This is a genomic window from Halalkaliarchaeum desulfuricum, assembly GCF_002952775.1.
Taxonomy (GTDB): Archaea; Halobacteriota; Halobacteria; order Halobacteriales; family Haloferacaceae; genus Halalkaliarchaeum; species Halalkaliarchaeum desulfuricum.
The window spans coordinates 779,507-797,254 of record NZ_CP025066.1; the positions used below are offsets into that span (position 1 = coordinate 779,507).

Here is a 17,748-nt window from a genome sequence, read left to right on the forward strand (position 1 = left end):
GTTCACAGGTCGATTTCCGGAAGTTCGAACATACGTATTTCGAATCGCAAGGGAGCGATGCTCCTGTTCCTGTTTTCGCTCTCAAACGTGTTACAACACTACGCTATCGGGCGGTCCCGCCGGGCGATCGAGTCGCTCATGGAACTGCGCCCGGAGTCGGCGATCCTGCTCCGGGACGGCGAGGAGGTGTACGGCGGGACGATAAACGGCGACGGCAGCCTCGAGGTCCGGGTGACCCGCGAGGCTCACGAGTCGGCCATCGCCCGCCTGATCCACATGGTCGAGGAGGCCCAAAGCGAGAAAGCCCCGACACAGCGGCTGATCGACCGGTTCGAACAGCCGTACGTGCTGGGCGTGTTCGGACTCACCGCGGCAGCGATCGCGATCCCCCTGGGGTACGCGTTCGACAGCACCTTCTACCGTGCGATGACGCTGATGGTCGCCGCCTCCCCGTGTGCGGTGATCATCTCGACGCCCGCAGCCGTGCTTTCCGCGATCACTGCGGGCGCACGCCAGGGAGTCCTTTTTAAAGGCGGGAACACGTCGAGGTGGCCGCCACCATCGACGCGGTGGCGTTCGACAAGACCGGAACGCTCACGGAAGGCAATACACGGTTGACCGACGCGACCGCGAGGACGGGGGCAGCCGTCGACGGATCATCGGTCACGGACGACCGGCTGCTTTCGCTTGCGGCCGCCGTCCAGGAACGGTCGGAGCACCACCTCGCCCGGGCGACCGTCGAGGCCGCCGAGGAAAACGACCTGAGAATACCCGAGTCCGAAGGGTTCAGATCGACACCCGGCAAGGGCGTCCGGGCAGCCGTGGACGGGGAAACGATCCACATCGGCAACACACGGTACTTCGCGTCACTCGCGGGAACGTCCGAAGAACCCACCGGGGCGTTGGACGACGAACCGATTGAGGGGATCCGGGAGGGCACAGCAGCGCTGGAGTCGCTGCAGGCCGACGGGAAAACGAGCGTCCTCGTGGTCCGCAAGTCTGACGGCGAAGCGTCCGTGCTCGGCTGGCTTGCCTTCACCGACACGATCCGCACGGGCGCAGCCGAGACGATCGAGCGGCTCCGGGCGCTGGGCATCGAACACGTCGTGATGCTGACCGGTGACAACGACCGTGTGGCCCAGCACGTCGGCGAGACCGTCGGCGTCGACGACGTCCGGTCGGAGCTGTTGCCCGAGCAGAAAGTCGAACACGTCGAAGCGCTGGTCGAGCGATACGACGGGGTGGCGATGGTCGGCGATGGCGTCAACGACGCGCCGGCGCTGGCGACGGCCGACATCGTGTTGATGTCCGACGATCTCGAGCAGATCCCGTACGCGTTCGGCCTCGGGCGACGGACCCGACGGACGCTGTTTGCGAACTTCGGGATCGCCTTCGGCGCAATCGCGATCATGCTCGTCGCGATCCTCACCCGGGGGATCCCGCTCCCGATCGCCGTGGTGGGTCACGAGGGATCGACCGTCCTTGTCTCGTTGAATGGGCTCCGGCTGCTCGGCTTTCGGGAGTAGCCTCCGTCACCATCGGCGTCGCTGCTCAACTCCGCCGCCGCCAGAACAGCTTCATCCGGCCGATGACGCCACCCACGACGACGCCAAAGAAGACAAACCCAGGCAACAGCATCACCGCCTGGGAGATCGCGAGGGTGATGTACTCGCCGAACATCCACGTCGCGAGGACGTACTCGAAGCCCGAGGCGACGTACACCCCGTAAACGAGCACGCCGAGTAGATACAGACACCCGCCGAACACGCCCGCCAGCGGGGCATCGACCCATCCGGCGTCGGGTTCGGTGAGCAGCGCAGCGACGGCCGGACCGACCGTCCCGGCGGCGAATATCTCCGGCTCCGTTCCGAAGGTGACGACGTACCACCCCAGGAGGACCGCCTGGAGGAGCCCGCCGACGATCACCGGCAGCCGGACGTGATCGCGAAGGCGGCTGTTGGAAGTGTGCGACCGAACGAACTCGGTCGGGAGGGCGTCGCGCATACGCCGCGTAACGCGCGGATTCCACATATAAATACTGCCGAACTGCCGGTGCGGGGACCGACCTCCGAAACGACGGCTCCGACGGCCGTGCGGATCGAAGTGCCCGCACTTTTATCCGAAAACGCGGGAGTCCGTGACGTGTCGCTCGTCCCCTCTTCCGACAGGAACGGCCTCCGCGCCAGCGCGCCCCTCGGCGTGGTGTTGCTCGTCGGCCTCGCAGTCGCGCTCTCGACCGGCGTCGGTGCGGCCGCGCTGGGAATCGGCGTACTCGGTGCCGGCAGTCTCGACACTGGGACTGCAGGCAGCGGCGAGTTCGGGCTGGGATCGACCGAATCGGCGTCGCTGTCCGCGTCGGCGACCGTCGAGGGACGGATACAACTGGAACACGAGGGGGGCGATACACTCGACGTCCGAACGCTCGATCTCCGGCTCCTGATCGACGGCGAGGAACTGGCTCGGCAGCCGCCGGTGCCGTTCTTCTCGGCTGAAGGGTTCAAAAGCGGACCGACTGGGCCGTTTAATCCGGCAGCGGATCAGACCTGGCGTGCGGGGGAGTCGGCCTCGCTGGAGGTTGCCGGCACGAACGAACCGGCCGTGAGGGACGGTTCTCGGATCGAAATCGAGCTGTACGCCGGCGGAGCGCCGGTGGCAAAAGTAGAGACGACCGCACAGAGAGAATGACCCGGGTTCCGCGAGTTCACTTCGGGACGGTGGCGACCGTTGTGATCGCGACATCGGGGTTCCGCGGCGGACCCATGACGTGGTGTTCGATACCGGTGAAGCCGGCCTCGCGGAACATCCGGTCGGCTTCGTCCTCGTCGTAAAACAGCATGATCGCGTCGGCGATGCGCGCCTTGATCGGGTTCGTCGGGTGGTTCGGCCCCACGACGAGTACCTGACCGCCGGGTTCGACCACCCGTCGGAAATCGCGCAGCGTGGCCACCGGGTTGGGCCAGTACTCGATCGAGCCCGACGACCAGACGTACTCGAAGCTGTCGTCGGCGAAGGGGAGCCGTTCGGCGTCCCCGCGGTAAAACGCCACCCGGTCGTGTTTGCCGAACTTCTCGAACGCCTTTTCCATCTGGTGGCGGCTCTGGTCGAGACCGTGGACGTCGTCGGTGTACTGGAGCAGCCCTTCGGTTCCGAAGCCGGTGCCACAGCCGACGTCGAGTACCCGGTCGCCCTGCTGGATGTCGAGCAGTTCCAGCGCCTCCGCCCGCATCTCCTCGGTCCAGAAGAAGGGATTCACGCGGTCGTACACCTTCGAGAGGTACTTGTAAAACAGCCGCGCGCGGTCTTTGTCCTCGAGGATTCCCATCGCCGTCGGATTGGGGTTCCGACGGTATAACTCCAGCTTTTTGCCGGTCCCGAAAGCGGAGTCAGTCCCGCTCGATTCGACTGGGATCGACCGGCTGTCCGTCCTCGGTCGGCGGTGCGACGTGGTCGACAAACGTCTCGACGTCGGGTTCGCGGACGATCACGTCGACCTCGATGTCGCCGAGTTCGTCCGGGTTACCCACGGCGAAGTTGATCACGCCCTGAAACGCCGCCTGTTTCTTGAGCCGGAACGAAAAGCCGCCCTTGCGGGCGTTTTTTAGGAACTCCCGGCGCGCTGTGTCGAGGATCTCCTGTTCGTGGAGCCGGTCGGAAAAGGGATCCAACGTGTGGGTTTCGGCAACGAGCCGTCCCGGCTGCTGTTCGATCTCGGCGTCCGGGAACAGGTTCCGGACCGCGTCGGCGACCCGATCGGTCACTTCGGTGTCGTTTACGGGCGCTTCGATGTGGACGTCGATGCTGTAGATCATTGTTCGATCGCCTCGGGCCCCTCCTCGAGAATCCGCCGGATCGTCCGGCGGAACGCCTCGAGGGAGTCGGTGTTCTCGACGGTGATGTCGGCGTGCTCCATCGCCTCGCCCATGCCGAAGGATAGTTCCCGTTCGTCGCGGGCCCGCAGTGCCTCGGTTTGAACGTCGGAGGCGTCCCGGCCGCGGTCGCCGAGCCGTTTCGCCCGGAGACCGAACGGCGCCTCGATGCTGACCAGGAGGAAGTCGTCGCCGAACGCCTCCCGGAACCGTTCGACCTCGACCATCGACCGGAGTCCGTCGACCAGCACCGTCTCGGCGGTCTCGAGTTCGCGTTCGATCAGCGGGAGCGATCGCTCGGCGACCGCGTCGGGGCCGTTCTCCTCGCGGAGCGCTTTCGCGATCTCGCCGTGGTGTGTTGCCGGATCGAGCCCGCGGTCGCGACACTCCTCTCGGATGACGTCGCCCATCGTCACGACCGGGATTCCCTCCTCGCGGGCGACCGACGCCGCTTCGCCCTTGCCGCTGCCCGGCAGGCCGACAGTCCCGATAACTCTCATCGGGTGATGATACTGGCGACGTGGACTTATATACACGGATGTCGGTTCGGACGACTTGGACCCAAACTCCTTTAGTATCGACAGCGGGTACGGATACGGTGAGGGCACGTAGCTCAGCCAGGATAGAGCGTCGGACTTCTATCCCGTCCAGGTTTGTGGGTGGGGAAGACATCCGACGGTCGTGGGTTCGAATCCCACCGTGCCCGCTGTCTGCGAGCGCAAGCGAGCAGCAGCGGGACTCGAGATTCGAAGCCTATCAGTCGCGCGCAGCGAACAACGTGAGCGAGTACGTCTGATTTCGGTTCGAATCCCACCGTGCCCGTAAAGCGAGGCGCGACCGGAGGGAGCGCCTCGAAGACGCGAACGGGGAGCCAAGCGACCCGTGAGCGAGCGATCGGCGAGCGCAAGCGAGCAGGACCGTCTCCACTCTGTTCGAATCCCACTGACCCGTGAGAAGCTAGTTGCGCTCGATGTCGGGACCAATATCGACAACGCTTATGGGTATTACGTAGGGAATACGAGCGTATGTCCGACGCTAACGCCAGGGATAACGACGACCCCAAGATGACTACGATAACTGTCAAGGTCCCCCAGGCGTTCCTCGAGGACGGACGCGAACGTGGATCGTCCCGAGCAAAACAGCCGAAAACAACAACAGCGGAAGACACGCAGCGACGAACTCCGGGACCGACGAAAGGAGAAGTTCAGCAGCCCGGACGTCAATCCCGACGGATCGCTGCAAACCCCCGAATACGAGGAGGACATCCAGGATATCGCAACAACACAGTAGAGAGATGAGTCGTCCTCGAACCAACTGCTCTCTCCATCGGCATGGCTCCTGCTGGCGGTAGTTCTCGTCTCAATCGTGGTTATCGTGTACGTCTCTTTATAAACGGTCGCTCGGTTCGGAGTTAATTATCCGGACTCCCTCGTGGATTCAATCTACTTCACCAGGAGTTCCGCTGTCCGATGATCGCCCTCGCGACGAACGGTCTCGAACTCCCGTTCCCGTTCGATGAAGGCCTCAGGGTGTTCTCATAATACGCGAGCCCCGAACAGATCCCCAATCGAAACCCCCGTACTCACCGGCAAGAACGGGAGGATCGTCACCCCTGTCGAGGACCCGCCGTTTTAAATCCAGCAATGTTACCAGGGTCCCCTCGATTCGGGGCGTCCCGGATCGGATCTCCTCCTCAAGGACGATCCGAGGCGTGGATAATATCGACGTCCAGCAACTGGTGAATCGGCACCTTGTCGAAGTCGTTTTTGTTCCGAGTGACGAGCGTGCAATCCGCCTCTCTGGCTGCGGCGGCCACCAGCAGATCGGGGACGGCAAGCGACGTACCGGCTGCTGCGAGTCGGCCCCGCATATTTGCCGCCTGTTGGGCGACGTCCGCGTCGACCGGGATGACACCGTCGACGGACTGTTCGGCCAGCCGTCGTTGTTCCCGAATCGTGTCGTGTGCCGAATACCGCTGGAGAAACTCGAACAGGACGACCGACGGGATCACCCAGATCTCAGTGCTGTGATCGGACAGGTAGGTCGTGACCGCCGGATAGGATTCCTGGGACGCGTAGCGACTGAATACGTCGTTATCCAGGCAAATCATGAATCCATGCGCTCGTCCCAGTCACCACGTGCCGTCTCCCGGGCAGCCTCCATATCCGCGACGACGCCCTCGTCAGCGAACCCGCCGAGATCTTCGACGTCACGGTCCCGGCGAGCGAGACGGGCGAGAAACTCGTCCCAGCTCTCGTCTTCGTTTTTCAGGAGAGACAACATCGACTTTGTATCGTCTGATACCCTGATGGTTGTACTCATGCGTATACGTTGTATACGCGTCCGCTAAATCGTTTCGGTGGGACGTGTTGTACACGTGGTAGCGGAATGCGTCGGTAGTATTCTCGAAATTCTGCTCCCACTCGACAACGGCCTCCCGGTGTTCATCGTCGTACCAAAGACCCGCGAACAGGACCGCAATCGAGATACCGTACTCGCCGGCGAGGACTCGAGAGTCCTCACCTCCTCGATGACCCCCGCGTTAGATCCATCACCGGGACGCGTTTCATCTCGATTCGGGGCGTCCCGAATCGGATCTCCTCGTCACTGACGAGCCGAGCCATGGATGGTTGTCGGCCCCGATCCCGTTGTTCTTGTGGCGGATGGGGCAATTTGGTCGAGTTACTCATCGTCAACAGTTTTCATACTTCATCGCGGCCCGTCACTATATTATGCCGGGGATCCAACCGTCAGCCATGCCCGAAGACGGGGCTCCGACGCTGGAAGGCGTGGATGTCGAGGGGATCCGCGAGTATCTCGAGGGGTGGGAGCTCGAGTTCGCGTTGCTGTTCGGTTCCCGTGCCCGAGGCGATAGCGAAGCGTCCTCGGACATCGATGTCGCGCTCCGGTTTCCCAAAGGGACGGACGAAGGTGAGCGGTTCCGCCGCCGAAACCGGATCGACGCCGCCCTCCAGGCGTATGCGGACGGGTTCGTCGACGTCAGCGACATCGATCGGGTCCCGACCCCTATCGCGTACCGGGCACTTCAGGACGGGGTGGTTCTCCTCGGAGACGAACGGACGGTGGAGGCGTATCGGAAGCGAGTCGAAGCCGAATACGAAGCGACCGCAGAGGAACGGGAGCGGGAACACCGAGAGTTTATCGATCGTCTCGCCAGCGGGGACGTCTGAATGGTCGATGAAAACATCGTCGTAACTAAACTTCGGTACGTCAACGAGTACACCGAGGACCTCAAGTAACTGCGGGGACTGACGAGAGAAGAGTACGTTTCGGACGTCGTTGTCCAACGGGCGGTCGAACGGACGTTCATGAACCTGATACAGTCCTGTATCGACCTGGCACAGCACATCAGAGCAGCTGAAAACCTCGCCCCCGATGGAACCTCGAAACAGGCGTTCGAGTCCCTGGGTGACGCCGGAATCATCTCGCGAGAGACACAGGAGAAACTGGCGGAGGCTGCCGGATTCAGGAACGTTCTCGCTCACAGATACGGGGATGTCGATCACGACCTCGTCTACGACGTCTTGCACAACGACCTCCACTGGTTCGAACGGTTCCAACAGGAAATCGCACAGTGGATCCAACGCCGATCCGAGTGAGTTACGCGTTTTCGTCGAGTTGCCGAACCTGGGCTGCCCAATCGTCGTATTTCCCGTATGCGTCGTCGCCGTACTCCGCCTCGATCTGCTGGAGACCCACCACGCTGCCCACCCGCGAGGCCGCAACGTCCTCGGCGAGCGCCCAAGAGGAAACGACCTTGGGACGAGTTCCGAAAACCCCGTTCATCGAGGATCCGTCCCCTCTGGCGGAACCGCTTTTATAAAAGATCGAGTGGTCAGTCGTCGTCAGCCGTATACGAACCGCCGCGACGCTTGATTCGAGCGACCACTACCCGGCTTTCGTCCCTTTTAAAAACTACGGAGCACCGAAACTCGCCGATACAGATCTTCCTGTAGGGGCTGTTCCGAAGTGGTTCGCCGTAGTCGGGAGGATCACGCCACGGAGAGGTACAGATCTCGTCGAGTTTCTCAAGGATGCGGTCCTGCTCTTTCGCCGGGAGTACCCTCAGATCATCCTGGGCCGTCGATGAGAGTTCCCACGTCCACTCGCCCTCACTCATCGTCCGTTCCGAACCGCTCGCGGGCCTCCTCCGCCTGCATCGTTCGCCCGTCCCGGATATCCGCCTCGGCCTGGAGAAGGGCGACGAGTTCGTCGCGGTCGAACGTCGGGGTCTCGACGGCGTCCCGCAGCGCGTAGCGAATGAACTCGCTCCGACTGTTGAATCCACGTCCCTGCCACGTGTCGTCGATCGCTTCGAGGAACCCCTCCGTGGTCTTGAAATTTACCGTGACGATCTCGTCCTCTCCACCCCCGCTCGTGGTTGCTTCGGACATACGTGTGTAATACGTTAGTCTTACTGATAGTCGTTTCGTCGAATGGCCGAACTCTCAATACGCTGCCGTAGATCCTCCGTCTCGGACGCTATTTGGAAAACCGGATATCGCCGAACGGGCAGATGCCAACGACGTTCAGGAATTCTGTACGTAATCGAGCAAACAGTTTGACCTGCGGTGCCTACCACGCCGATCCAGCCATACGTTTATATTTACTCCCGTTTCACGTCAGAAAAATGACTGACTCCTGCTCCGTTTGCGGCGAGTCCGTCGCCGGTCAATTCAGCTACACCTGCTCCTACTGCGATCGAACCCACTGCACGGACCACCGGCTCCCCGAGAAACACGACTGCCCATCCCTGTACGGCCACAGGTCGTTCGAGACTGCCCGAGACGGGACACCGCCGAAACCCGCCGGCCATCGCCCGACTGAGGAGTCTAGATCGCAATCGACCTCGAAGACGGACGCGACCGGGGATCACCGCGAGTGTAACAGACGAAAACAGCAACAGCGGAAGACGCGCCGTGACGAACTCCAGGCCCGACGGAAGGAGAAGTTCAGCAGCCCGAACGTCAATCCCGACGGATCGCTGCAAACCCCCGAATACGAGGAGGACATCCAGGATATCGCAACAACACAGCAGAGAGATGAGTCGTCCTCGAACCGACTGCTCTCAAGATCGACATGGCTCCTGCTGGCGGTGGTTCTCGTCTCAATCGCGGTTATCGTGTACGTCTCTTTTTAAGTTCGTCAGGAATTCGTTGGATTACGTCAATTCGTGAAAATGCTCGGTGGAGTTCACTCGCCGAATCCAGAACTGCTCAGGCCCACCCGTTCGGGACGTGCCAGACCTCCCCCGCCAGATCCCCGACGTGGCGATCGATGCGCTGAATGGCAGTCACGACAGTTCGGGGCGGTGTTCACTGTTCGTCGAGAAACAGAATGCCCGGGTGATCGCCGAATTCGAAGAAGTCATCGTCATTCGTCAATAGGATCCGATCGGTTTCGCGGCAAAAGCGCACGATCTCCTCGTCTTCGAAGCCGATATCGAGTTTATCCTGCACGCGAACGACATTGAATCCTTCCTGAGTGAGAAGCGTCGTGATGGACCGTTTTTTATTCTCATCGCAGCAGAGTTTCATACACGTTCCGAAGCGGAATCTGGACGATGCTGGTCGTCTCGACCCTCACGAAGTCGACGCTGGCGACGCTCGCGCCAGGGATCCATCGACTCGACGTTGTCGTAATAGTAGGCGAGTGCACGATAGATATCGGCCATGTCGAGGTCGAACTCCGCAGCGACGGTTTCCGGGTCCATCCCCTCTTCGTGGACCCACTCGACGATCTGCAGGACGCTGATTCGACGACCTTCGATCCGGGGCTGGCCGCCCATCACGCCGTCCGTCGAAACAATTCCTCTCATACGAATTCGTTGTCCCTCATCACTGATAAACGGTCGCCCGGCTCGGATCAAACTATACGGACAACCGCAGCGATCTAGTCTCGTTCGCCAGGAGCTCCGCAGTCCACTGCCCGCCCTCGCGACGTGTTGCCTCGAACTTCCGCTCCCGCTCGGAAAACGTACCTGAACGAACAACCGACGAGGAAAGACGAGTGAGGAAACGAAGACACACCCCAGTAATACTTTTAGTGAGCACGACGGAGATTCCGGTAGAGACGTGTCGACCGACGACCATTCCGACCGCGAAGCCCGGGAGCCGGCTCGGCTACGAGAGGCAGCAGCTACTGCGACGGAACGAATCCAAAATCGACTTGGTGACGTTGTCGAGACCGTCACACTGTTCGGCTCGGTCGCCCGGGGTGACGCGACGGCAGACAGCGACGTCGACTTGCTCGTCGTCATCAACGAGACGGCAGAGTTCACCCACGTCGACGATCAGCTTCTCGAAATCGCCTACGACGTGAGCCTCGAATACGACTGCCGCGTCGAGATCCATTCGCTTCGGGCCGATGAATTCACCGCCCGCAAAGAACGGGGAGAGCCGTTCGTGAGTGCCGCCGTCACGGAGGGCAAATCGGATGTCTGACGGCGACGATTCGACCGACGTGCCACGGGTCGATATCGAGCGGGAGCTGGAACGAGCCGACCAAATGCTCTCGGACGCTGAAACAGCCGTTGACATCGGAATTTCGAAGGCAACGGTCGTCAACCGTCTGTATTATGCGTGTTTCCACGCCGCTCAAGCTGCGCTATACGCCCGCGGCCAGAATCCACAGTCCCACGGTCAGGTGCAGACACTCCTCGGGAAGAGCTGATCAAACCTGGAGTTGTTCCCCGAGAATTGGGGCGGTTCCTCAACGAATGGAGACGTATCGGCGCCGAGTCGATTACGGCACGGGTGGCGTCGAGCGCAACACGGACGAGCTTCTGGAGGGAACACGACGATTTCTCGATGCCGTGCGTGCCGTCACCGAAAATAAAGGCCGCTCCGAGTAACGTGTGAGCCGACCGGACCGCCATAATCAAGGAAACCGCCGTCGTCGTCCCGCCAACGCCATGGTAAACTCCCGAATGATACTCGCGCTGGTGCCACACTACCTCGCCATGCTTGTGGCCATCGTGATCGCCGTCTTCCTCCTCCGGACGTACCTGGGACAGGTCGTCCTGCTCGCCGAGTTCGCCCTCGCACTGGTGATCGTCTTCCTGTACCCGTTTGCCGTCCGCCGCCTCGGGATCGAACCCGGAATCTGGGAGTAGGAGGCTCGCACCTGAGATAGCCACACTAATTAGCGTCGAACCCTCCCCCGAACGCGTATGCCGACCACCGGCGACGACGCCGAGACCGCCGACGCCGAGACCGGCGACGCCGAGAACACCAACCCCGAGACCGCCCTCCCGTCGGATCTAGAGCCGATACAGACGGCCCTCGTCGAGTGGTACGAAGATGATCACCGCGAGTTCCCGTGGCGGGAGACGACCGACCCGTATCCGGTGCTCGTCTCGGAGGTGATGAGCCAGCAGACCCAACTCGACCGGGTGGTCGACGCCTGGGAGGCGTTCCTCGAGGAGTGGCCGACCGTCGACGCGCTCGCGGCGGCCGACCGGGCCGACGTGGTGGCGTTCTGGAGCGATCACTCGCTGGGATACAACAACCGGGCGCGCTACCTCCATGAGGCTGCAACCCAGATCCGCGAGGAGTTCGACGGCGACTTCCCCGAGACGCCGGCGGAACTCCAGGAGCTGATGGGCGTTGGCCCCTACACCGCCAACGCGGTGGCGTCGTTCGCCTTCAATGCGGGCGACGCCGTCGTCGACACCAACGTGAAACGGGTGCTGTATCGCGCCTTTTCAGTGACGGACGACGACCGTGCGTTCGAGGAGGTCGCTGATCGACTCCAGCCCGCCGGACAATCCCGAATCTGGAACAACGCGATCATGGAACTGGGCGGGGTCGCCTGTGGGCAGACGCCCCGATGTGACGAGGCGGGCTGTCCGTGGCGGTGGTGGTGCCGCGCGTACGAAACCGGCGACTTTACCGCGCCCGACGTCCCCGAACAGCCGAGCTTCGAGGGGAGTCGACGGCAGTTCCGGGGGCGCGTTATCCAGGCGCTTTCGGAGTACGACGAACTCGTACTCGACGAACTCGGGCCGCGGGTTCGGGTCGACTACTCGCCCGACGGGAACTATGGCAGGGAGTGGCTCCGGGAACTGCTCGACGGGCTGGAAGACGACGGGCTCGTCGAAGTCGAAGCCGACAGCGGGGACCCAACAACCGATCGAGACTCCGAGTACGGCACAGAACGCGACGGACCGACAGTCCGATTGCGGCGGTGACCACTGCTCGGGGGCGGCGGACACACGACCGGCCGGTTATATTTCCGGAGCCCCATCGCCGTTTATGGGCCATCACACGTTCGACATCGACCAGGCCGAAAACCTCGAGGACGAAGGACGCTACCGGTATCTCTCCGCCGAAGAGTTCCGGTCGCTGGTTCGACCAGCCGACGGCGAGACGCTCGCAGATCTCGGCTCCGGAACCGGCTTCTACACCGATCTGATCGCGCCGGACATCGAGCGGCTGTACGCCGTCGACGTTCAAGCGGAAATGCACGAGTACTACCGCGAGAAGGGGCTGCCGGAGTCGGTCGAAACCGTCACCGCCGACGTGGCGGACCTCCCGGTTGCAGACGACGAACTCGACGGCGCGTTCTCGACGATGACCTATCACGAGTTCGTCGGCGACGACGCGCTCGCGGAACTCGCCAGGGTGATCCGTCCGGGCGGGCGGCTAGTGGTCGTGGACTGGTCGGCGCGCGGCGACGGCGAGTCCGGGCCGCCGGTCGAAGAACGGGAGGATCTCTCCGCGGCTGCCGGCGCGCTCGCCGACGCCGGATTTCGGGTCACGCGGGGCGAGGAACGCAACGAGACCTTTCTCGTCGCGGCGATCCGGTCGTAATCTGACAGTTGCGTGACCCCGTCTCTTATACCGCTCGACCCCTGTCCCTACGGGCATGGAGATCGAAGCCATCGAAGGGCGGATCGAGGAGGCGATCGCGGACTCGGAAGCGACCGTCTCGCGCCCGCGCACCTACGACGAGAACCACGAGGACGAACACTTCGCAGCCGTCGTCGTCTCCCCGGCCTTCGATGGGCTCTCGCTGGTCGAGCAACACCAGCTCGTGTACGACGCGCTCGACGAGTGGATGACCGAGCAGATCCACGCGCTGGAGATCAAGACCTACACGCCCGAGGAGTACGAGGAGTTCGGGAGCGAGTCGTAGCCGTCCGAGCGCGGGCGCGAACCCATCGGTTTTCTGACCGATGTAGGTAGTTTTTACTCGCCGACCGGCGGAGGTTCGATTTATGGGAGAGGATTACCGAACCGAATCGGACAGTCTCGGCGAGATGCAGGTACCGGCGGACGCCTACTGGGGGGCCCAGACCCAGCGCGCGGTGGAGAACTTCCCCATCTCGGGGATCACGTTCGGGCGACGGTTCATCCGGGCGCTCGGTGTGGTGAAGAAGTCGGCCGCACAGGCAAACCGCGAACTGGGGCTGCTCGAGGCGGACATCGCCGACGCGATCGTGGCGGCCGCAGACGAGGTGATCGCGGGGGAACACGACGATCAGTTCCCGGTTGACATCTTCCAGACCGGCTCGGGCACCTCCTCGAACATGAACGCAAACGAGGTGATCGCCAACCGCGCGGCCGAGATCATGGGCGCCGAAATCGGCGACCGGATCGTCCACCCGAACGACCACGTCAACTACGGCCAGTCGAGCAACGACGTGATCCCGACGGCGATGCACGTGGCGGCCCTGGAGGCCGTCGAGAAGGATCTCGTTCCCGCCCTCGAGACGCTCCAGGCCGCGCTCGCGGAGAAGGAGGCCGAATTCGACGGCGTCGTCAAGACCGGTCGAACCCACCTCCAGGACGCCACCCCCGTCCGGCTGGGCCAGGAGTTCGGCGGCTACCGCACCCAGATCGAGAAGGGGATCAAACGCGTCACCGACGTCCAGGATCACCTCCGCGAGCTGGCGCTGGGGGGGACTGCAACGGGAACCGGGCTGAATACCCACCCTGACTTCCCCGGACTCGCCGCAGAGTACATTTCCGAGGAGACCGGCACGGAGTTCCGGGAGGCCGACGACCACTTCGAGGCGCAGGCGGCCCACGACGCGATGGGAGAGGCCCACGGCGCGCTCCGGACCGTCGCCGGCTCGATGAACAAGATCGCAAACGACCTCCGCCTGCTGGCGTCGGGTCCACGAAACGGGCTCGGCGAGATCGAACAGCCCGAAAACCAGCCCGGCAGCAGCATCATGCCCGGGAAGATCAACCCGGTGGTGGCAGAGGCGGTCAACCAGGTCCACAAGCAGGTCGTGGGCAACGACGCCGCCGTTTCCGCCGGCGCCGCGCGTGGGGAACTGGATCTCAACCTCTACAAGCCGGTGCTGGCGCACAACTTCCTGCAGTCGAGTGAGCTGCTCGCGAACGCGGCCGAGACGTTCGGCGAGCGGTTCGTCGCGAAACTCGAAGCCAACCAGCAGCATTGCGCCGAGCAGGTCGACCAGGCGATGGCGCTGGCGACCGCACTCAATCCGGCGATCGGCTACGACAACGCCGCAAAAGTCGCCAAAAAAGCGCTCGAGGAGGGCAAGACCGTCCGCGAGGTCGCGATCGCCGAGGGACATCTCACCGAGGCAGAGGCCGACGAGGTGCTCGATCCCGAGAGGATGACTCACCGGGGCATCCTCGGCGACGACTGAGAGGCGCTTTACGCCTCTGCTCGTGGATTCACCCCAGTATCATTTGACAGATAGGTCAATCAGCGTTTTTGAACGGAAGCGCTCCGCTATGCGGGGGTTATCACATCTGGTTGAACTGAACGAGACTCGATCGTACTTCCACAGTCGGGACAAGCGTAATCGACAGTGGTTGAGTTGACCTGGATTATCCAGTCACCAGTAATACGACTTTCGTGTAAGCAATTCGGGCAATAGAGCGTTGCCTTGTGAGGCAGCTGACGCTCAGCGTGGTCAGTTGGGGGAACCATTATCTGTTCTACTGCCTGGATCGGGATAACGATGCCGTTGTCCATCCAGTACAGGATCGAGAACAGATCTCCGAAAATGTGATAGATTCGATACTGGACTTGGTCCGCATTCCGATGCAAGATATGCGTCCTGACTCTTGCAGGTTTCGACGAACTCCCGTGTTGCTTTCAAAATTGGTGTGTGAAAGAGAGGCTGCGTTCAGCAGAAAGAAGAATCTGTCAAAACTGCCGTTCGAATTCAATTGGGTTGGCAATAGTGTAGTACGGGCCGCCCAATCGACCGACGGTATGAAGTTTTTGTGAGTCTATTTTCCTGTCCTTCAATACGTCCTCAGCAATGTGGTAGTGCTGTACGTCACCGAGGATCATCAATTTCTCATATACCTCGATCGTATCGTGCAGCGTACATTCCATCGTAACAGCGGCCTCAGCCACCCGTGGCGGAGTGATTTGCCGACACGCTGCTGGTTCCACCGTAGCGAACTCGAATTCACTCTCTCCCGGGGAGAGGCTCGCAGCTGTCCGGTCCATCTCCTCAATGAGCGCTTCAGTGACGATGTTTACGGCGAACTCTTCGGTTTCCAGCGCGTTTCGAGCAGTGTCTTTCATCCGGCCGGACGCTTCGCTGGGTGAATTGAAGACGACGACTGGCTGGCTCGACCCAACGTAAGTATACGAGCTAAACGGTGCAAGGTTCTCATTGCCTCGTTCGTCCACGGTACTGATCCAGGCAATCGGCCGAGGGGTGACGGCAGTCTGAATAATTCGTTTGTTCTCGTTAGAATCGAGAGCGTTGGCGCTATATTCGTTCATCCTACCTCACCGCGATTCAACCATACCGGTTAAAACCTCGTGTCGGGGGAACCGGTTGTTCACCCGATCAGTACCAAACGGTAAACAGCGTACGTCTGTCTCTACCGAATCGAGCCGTATCTTTCCGAAGACAACCTATTTTGAATATTCGCTCTGTATCTTGCAGGCGGCGAGATACCCCGCAAATACTGGATGAATCTCTCCAGAACTACGGCGACATCGATCTGTTAGAGTACTCGAATCCCCGTTACAGTTCGTCCAGCAGCGCCCGAAGCTGCCCGCGTGCCTCGGCGTCGGGCTCCCGATGTGGCGCCCGTGGATATCCCGCCGGCGCGCCGCGCTCGCGCATCGCCCACTTCAGGCCCGGGACGCTGTAGTCGGCGGTGATCGCCGTGTTCAGCTCCACGAGATCCTCGTTCAGTTCTCTGGCGCGCTCGGGGTCCTCCTGGTGGGCCTCGAACACTTCCGCCGTCGCCGCCGGTGCGAGGTTCGCCAGCGCGAGAACGCCGCCGACAGCGCCGGCGGAAAGCGCCTGCGCGAGGACGCTCCCGCTCCCGATCATGAGGTCGAACTCCCCGGCCGAGCTGACGACGTCGGCTGTCGACTCGGCGATCCGCCGCTTCGTCCGGACGAACTCCGGCAGCGACGCGTGGGAGTCTTTCATCCCGACGAGGTTCGGGTGTGACGCGAGCCTGCCGACGGTGTCCGGCTCCAGTCGGACGCCGGTGTACGCCGGCACCGAGTAGAGGTAGATCGGTAGTGAACTCTCGCTTGCCAGCTCCCGGTAGTACGCCTCGAGCGTCTCCTGGTCGTGATCATAATAAAAGGGCGTGACGACGAGGGCGGCGTCGGCGCCGGCGTCGGCCGCCGCGCGGGTCGCCTCGAGCGTCTCCCGGAGTCCCGGGTTGCCGGTCCCGGCGAGCACCGGAACCGACGCCTCCTCGGCGACTGTCTCGATCACCCGCGCCCGTTCGGCGGCGGTCATGAGTTCCGCCTCGCTGTTGGACCCACACGGCACCAGGAAGTCGACGCCCCGGCCCTCGATCCAGTCGACGAGCTCGCGGAGCCGTCGGTAATCGACGCCGCCCGCCTCGTCGAACGGCGTTACCAGCGGCGGTCCGATTCCGTTCATGTCGACCCCTACGTTCAGGGGGGTCTTTATTCGTCCGGACGGTGCGTCTCGCCCTCGTCGCTTTCCTCCGCCCGGAGTCGTCGGATCGTCGCCGCCGCCTGCGAAGCGTCGTAGCCGAAGAAGACGTCCTTGGCGTACCGGTTTGCGACGTCCGTCGCGTGAGCCAGGTTCTCGACGTCGACGTCGACCGCGTACAGCTCGACCGAGAACGGCACCCCCGAGGGTTCCCCGTCGGGATCGTACGAGCCGCCAAGTCGCGACCGGAACCCGCGGGCGATCGACTCGAGCCAGTATGTCGTCCCGTAGTCCAGATCGTACAGCGGAACGACGAACTCGTCGACCACGTCGGCGAGCGCGTCGACGTCCAGCCCCGATCGTTTCGAGAGGTGATCGGGGTACGGGTCGGGATACAGCGTCAGGTACGACCGGCCGGGAATCCGGTCGACCGCGTCCTCGACGAACTCGGTGATGGCTGCCTCGCGCCACTCGTCGCGGTCGGCGTACGGACTCTCGTCGAACAGGCGATCACACCGGTCACACCGGCAGTACCCTTCCCGAGGGAAGCCGACGTCGTCGAGCCTGACGTCGGGTTCGGCGGCAGCACAGTCCACAATCGTCTCGAGCAATCCCTCTCGATACCGCTCGTGGGTCGGGCAGACGTACGACCAGTCGAAGTACGGGCGCTCCCGGGTGGCAGGCTCGCCGTCGGCGTTGACCGCCGCAAGCGACGGGTCTCCCCGAACCGCGGCGTTGTCCCCGAAGCACGACACCATGTTGACCGCGTCAGCGATCGGCTCACCGCCGCGTCCGGAGACGTCTTTCACCTCGTAGAACCCGCGATCGAACTCCGGCCAGCCGGTCTCGTCTTCGTTCCGCGTGACGACTCCGTACATCCAGCCGCGTTACTCCTGGACTTCGACCTCGACGGGCTCTTTGTCGCCCGAGAAGAGGACGTACACTAATGTCAGGAACACTACGACCAAAAGCAGCTTCGCTTTCGTG

Annotated in this window: 27 protein-coding genes, 1 tRNA gene and 1 pseudogene; 15 read left to right on the forward strand and 14 right to left on the reverse strand. The window is 62.4% G+C overall.

The annotated features are described in order from the left end of the window. Positions 1 to 48: 48 nt before the first annotated feature. A pseudogene (locus tag AArcSl_RS03760) lies at positions 49 to 1,526 on the forward strand (heavy metal translocating P-type ATPase); the annotation flags it as partial. Between the two features lie 25 nt (positions 1,527 to 1,551). Here AArcSl_RS03760 and AArcSl_RS03765 read toward each other — a convergent pair. Beyond that, positions 1,552 to 2,004, reverse strand: coding sequence for a hypothetical protein (locus AArcSl_RS03765; protein WP_119815228.1), 453 nt, complete (start codon positions 2,002 to 2,004; stop codon positions 1,552 to 1,554). 138 nt (positions 2,005 to 2,142) lie between these two features. On the opposite strand from AArcSl_RS03765, the gene AArcSl_RS03770 reads away from it, so the two are divergent. After that, complete coding sequence (locus AArcSl_RS03770) at positions 2,143 to 2,685, forward strand: type IV pilin (RefSeq protein ID WP_119821712.1); 543 nt, start codon at positions 2,143 to 2,145, stop codon at positions 2,683 to 2,685. Between the two features lie 16 nt (positions 2,686 to 2,701). Here AArcSl_RS03770 and AArcSl_RS03775 read toward each other — a convergent pair whose 3' ends face one another. The 3 genes from AArcSl_RS03775 to AArcSl_RS03785 form a co-directional block, all read right to left on the reverse strand. Next, on the reverse strand, positions 2,702 to 3,322 hold the full coding sequence (locus tag AArcSl_RS03775) for a methyltransferase domain-containing protein (protein WP_119815231.1): 621 nt from the start codon (positions 3,320 to 3,322) through the stop codon (positions 2,702 to 2,704). Between the two features lie 61 nt (positions 3,323 to 3,383). Continuing rightward, the gene (locus AArcSl_RS03780) at positions 3,384 to 3,809 is read right to left on the reverse strand and encodes an RNA-binding domain-containing protein (RefSeq protein WP_119815234.1); all 426 of its coding nucleotides are present in this window, start codon (positions 3,807 to 3,809) and stop codon (positions 3,384 to 3,386) included. Beyond that, entirely contained in the window at positions 3,806 to 4,366 is a 561-nt protein-coding gene (locus tag AArcSl_RS03785; protein ID WP_119815237.1) for an AAA family ATPase, read from the reverse strand. The genes AArcSl_RS03780 and AArcSl_RS03785 overlap by 4 nt, the downstream gene beginning before the upstream one ends. Positions 4,367 to 4,468: 102 nt before the next feature. Here AArcSl_RS03785 and AArcSl_RS03790 point away from each other — a divergent pair. Then, positions 4,469 to 4,572: transfer RNA gene (locus AArcSl_RS03790), tRNA-Arg, on the forward strand. Positions 4,573 to 4,985: 413 nt separating this feature from the next. Further along, positions 4,986 to 5,156, forward strand: coding sequence for a hypothetical protein (locus tag AArcSl_RS16740; protein ID WP_154670800.1), 171 nt, complete (start codon positions 4,986 to 4,988; stop codon positions 5,154 to 5,156). 403 nt (positions 5,157 to 5,559) lie between these two features. On the opposite strand, the gene AArcSl_RS03800 is transcribed toward AArcSl_RS16740, so the two are convergent. Further along, on the reverse strand, positions 5,560 to 5,976 hold the full coding sequence (locus AArcSl_RS03800) for a type II toxin-antitoxin system VapC family toxin (protein ID WP_119815240.1): 417 nt from the start codon (positions 5,974 to 5,976) through the stop codon (positions 5,560 to 5,562). After that, a complete protein-coding gene (locus AArcSl_RS03805) occupies positions 5,973 to 6,188 on the reverse strand; it encodes a DUF7557 family protein (protein WP_119815243.1) in 216 nt (71 codons plus the stop codon). Before AArcSl_RS03805 ends, AArcSl_RS03800 begins: the two co-directional genes overlap by 4 nt. 434 nt (positions 6,189 to 6,622) lie before the next feature. On the opposite strand from AArcSl_RS03805, the gene mntA reads away from it, so the two are divergent. Together mntA and hepT are read left to right on the forward strand one after the other, a co-directional pair. After that, positions 6,623 to 7,057, forward strand: coding sequence for a type VII toxin-antitoxin system MntA family adenylyltransferase antitoxin (gene mntA / locus AArcSl_RS03810; RefSeq protein WP_119815246.1), 435 nt, complete (start codon positions 6,623 to 6,625; stop codon positions 7,055 to 7,057). Positions 7,058 to 7,135: 78 nt separating this feature from the next. Then, complete coding sequence (hepT, locus tag AArcSl_RS03815) at positions 7,136 to 7,486, forward strand: type VII toxin-antitoxin system HepT family RNase toxin (RefSeq protein WP_245883407.1); 351 nt, start codon at positions 7,136 to 7,138, stop codon at positions 7,484 to 7,486. 1 nt (position 7,487) lies between these two features. On the opposite strand, the gene AArcSl_RS03820 is transcribed toward hepT, so the two are convergent. Genes AArcSl_RS03820 through AArcSl_RS03830 form a run of 3 tightly spaced genes read right to left on the reverse strand, consistent with a single transcriptional unit; the run spans position 7,488 to position 8,281 of the window. After that, positions 7,488 to 7,673, reverse strand: a complete 186-nt coding sequence (locus AArcSl_RS03820) for a hypothetical protein (protein ID WP_119815249.1) — start codon at positions 7,671 to 7,673, stop codon at positions 7,488 to 7,490. A gap of 49 nt (positions 7,674 to 7,722) precedes the next feature. After that, the gene (locus AArcSl_RS03825) at positions 7,723 to 8,007 is read right to left on the reverse strand and encodes a type II toxin-antitoxin system RelE family toxin (RefSeq protein ID WP_119815252.1); all 285 of its coding nucleotides are present in this window, start codon (positions 8,005 to 8,007) and stop codon (positions 7,723 to 7,725) included. Then, positions 8,000 to 8,281, reverse strand: a complete 282-nt coding sequence (locus AArcSl_RS03830) for a ribbon-helix-helix domain-containing protein (RefSeq protein ID WP_119815255.1) — start codon at positions 8,279 to 8,281, stop codon at positions 8,000 to 8,002. The genes AArcSl_RS03825 and AArcSl_RS03830 overlap by 8 nt, the downstream gene beginning before the upstream one ends. Before the next feature lie 236 nt (positions 8,282 to 8,517). On the opposite strand from AArcSl_RS03830, the gene AArcSl_RS03835 reads away from it, so the two are divergent. Then, complete coding sequence (locus AArcSl_RS03835) at positions 8,518 to 9,027, forward strand: AN1-type zinc finger protein (protein WP_161945908.1); 510 nt, start codon at positions 8,518 to 8,520, stop codon at positions 9,025 to 9,027. Positions 9,028 to 9,202: 175 nt separating this feature from the next. Here the strand turns inward: AArcSl_RS03835 and AArcSl_RS16890 are convergent, their stop codons facing one another. Further along, positions 9,203 to 9,424 (reverse strand): DUF5615 family PIN-like protein, encoded by a 222-nt coding sequence (locus AArcSl_RS16890; protein ID WP_119815263.1) that lies wholly within the window; start codon positions 9,422 to 9,424, stop codon positions 9,203 to 9,205. After that, on the reverse strand, positions 9,421 to 9,705 hold the full coding sequence (locus AArcSl_RS03845) for a DUF433 domain-containing protein (protein ID WP_119815266.1): 285 nt from the start codon (positions 9,703 to 9,705) through the stop codon (positions 9,421 to 9,423). The genes AArcSl_RS16890 and AArcSl_RS03845 overlap by 4 nt, the downstream gene beginning before the upstream one ends. A 256-nt stretch (positions 9,706 to 9,961) precedes the next feature. On the opposite strand from AArcSl_RS03845, the gene AArcSl_RS03850 reads away from it, so the two are divergent. The 8 genes from AArcSl_RS03850 (at position 9,962) to AArcSl_RS03880 (ending at position 14,514) form a co-directional block, all read left to right on the forward strand. Then, positions 9,962 to 10,330 carry a nucleotidyltransferase domain-containing protein gene (locus AArcSl_RS03850; RefSeq protein WP_119815269.1) on the forward strand — a complete coding sequence of 123 codons (369 nt, stop codon included), beginning with the start codon at positions 9,962 to 9,964 and terminating at the stop codon, positions 10,328 to 10,330. After that, a complete protein-coding gene (locus AArcSl_RS03855) occupies positions 10,323 to 10,559 on the forward strand; it encodes a HEPN domain-containing protein (protein WP_119815272.1) in 237 nt (78 codons plus the stop codon). The genes AArcSl_RS03850 and AArcSl_RS03855 overlap by 8 nt, the downstream gene beginning before the upstream one ends. A gap of 46 nt (positions 10,560 to 10,605) precedes the next feature. After that, entirely contained in the window at positions 10,606 to 10,740 is a 135-nt protein-coding gene (locus tag AArcSl_RS17580) for a hypothetical protein (protein ID WP_281259896.1), read from the forward strand. Between the two features lie 60 nt (positions 10,741 to 10,800). Continuing rightward, positions 10,801 to 11,001, forward strand: coding sequence for a hypothetical protein (locus tag AArcSl_RS03860; RefSeq protein ID WP_119815275.1), 201 nt, complete (start codon positions 10,801 to 10,803; stop codon positions 10,999 to 11,001). A 57-nt stretch (positions 11,002 to 11,058) separates the two neighbouring features. After that, positions 11,059 to 12,078 (forward strand): HhH-GPD family protein, encoded by a 1,020-nt coding sequence (locus AArcSl_RS03865; protein WP_119815278.1) that lies wholly within the window; start codon positions 11,059 to 11,061, stop codon positions 12,076 to 12,078. Between the two features lie 64 nt (positions 12,079 to 12,142). Then, entirely contained in the window at positions 12,143 to 12,700 is a 558-nt protein-coding gene (locus tag AArcSl_RS03870) for a class I SAM-dependent methyltransferase (protein WP_119815281.1), read from the forward strand. A gap of 55 nt (positions 12,701 to 12,755) precedes the next feature. After that, positions 12,756 to 13,025 carry a BolA family protein gene (locus AArcSl_RS03875; protein ID WP_119815284.1) on the forward strand — a complete coding sequence of 90 codons (270 nt, stop codon included), beginning with the start codon at positions 12,756 to 12,758 and terminating at the stop codon, positions 13,023 to 13,025. Between the two features lie 82 nt (positions 13,026 to 13,107). Continuing rightward, a complete protein-coding gene (locus tag AArcSl_RS03880) occupies positions 13,108 to 14,514 on the forward strand; it encodes a class II fumarate hydratase (RefSeq protein ID WP_119815287.1) in 1,407 nt (468 codons plus the stop codon). Between the two features lie 506 nt (positions 14,515 to 15,020). Here the strand turns inward: AArcSl_RS03880 and AArcSl_RS03890 are convergent. From AArcSl_RS03890 to AArcSl_RS03900, 3 genes are all read right to left on the reverse strand, one after another. Continuing rightward, entirely contained in the window at positions 15,021 to 15,614 is a 594-nt protein-coding gene (locus tag AArcSl_RS03890; protein ID WP_119815290.1) for a flavin reductase family protein, read from the reverse strand. Positions 15,615 to 15,861: 247 nt separating this feature from the next. Further along, on the reverse strand, positions 15,862 to 16,746 hold the full coding sequence (locus tag AArcSl_RS03895; RefSeq protein WP_119815292.1) for a dihydrodipicolinate synthase family protein: 885 nt from the start codon (positions 16,744 to 16,746) through the stop codon (positions 15,862 to 15,864). Positions 16,747 to 16,772: 26 nt separating this feature from the next. Beyond that, complete coding sequence (locus AArcSl_RS03900) at positions 16,773 to 17,639, reverse strand: hypothetical protein (protein WP_119815295.1); 867 nt, start codon at positions 17,637 to 17,639, stop codon at positions 16,773 to 16,775. Between the last annotated feature and the right edge of the window lie 109 nt (positions 17,640 to 17,748).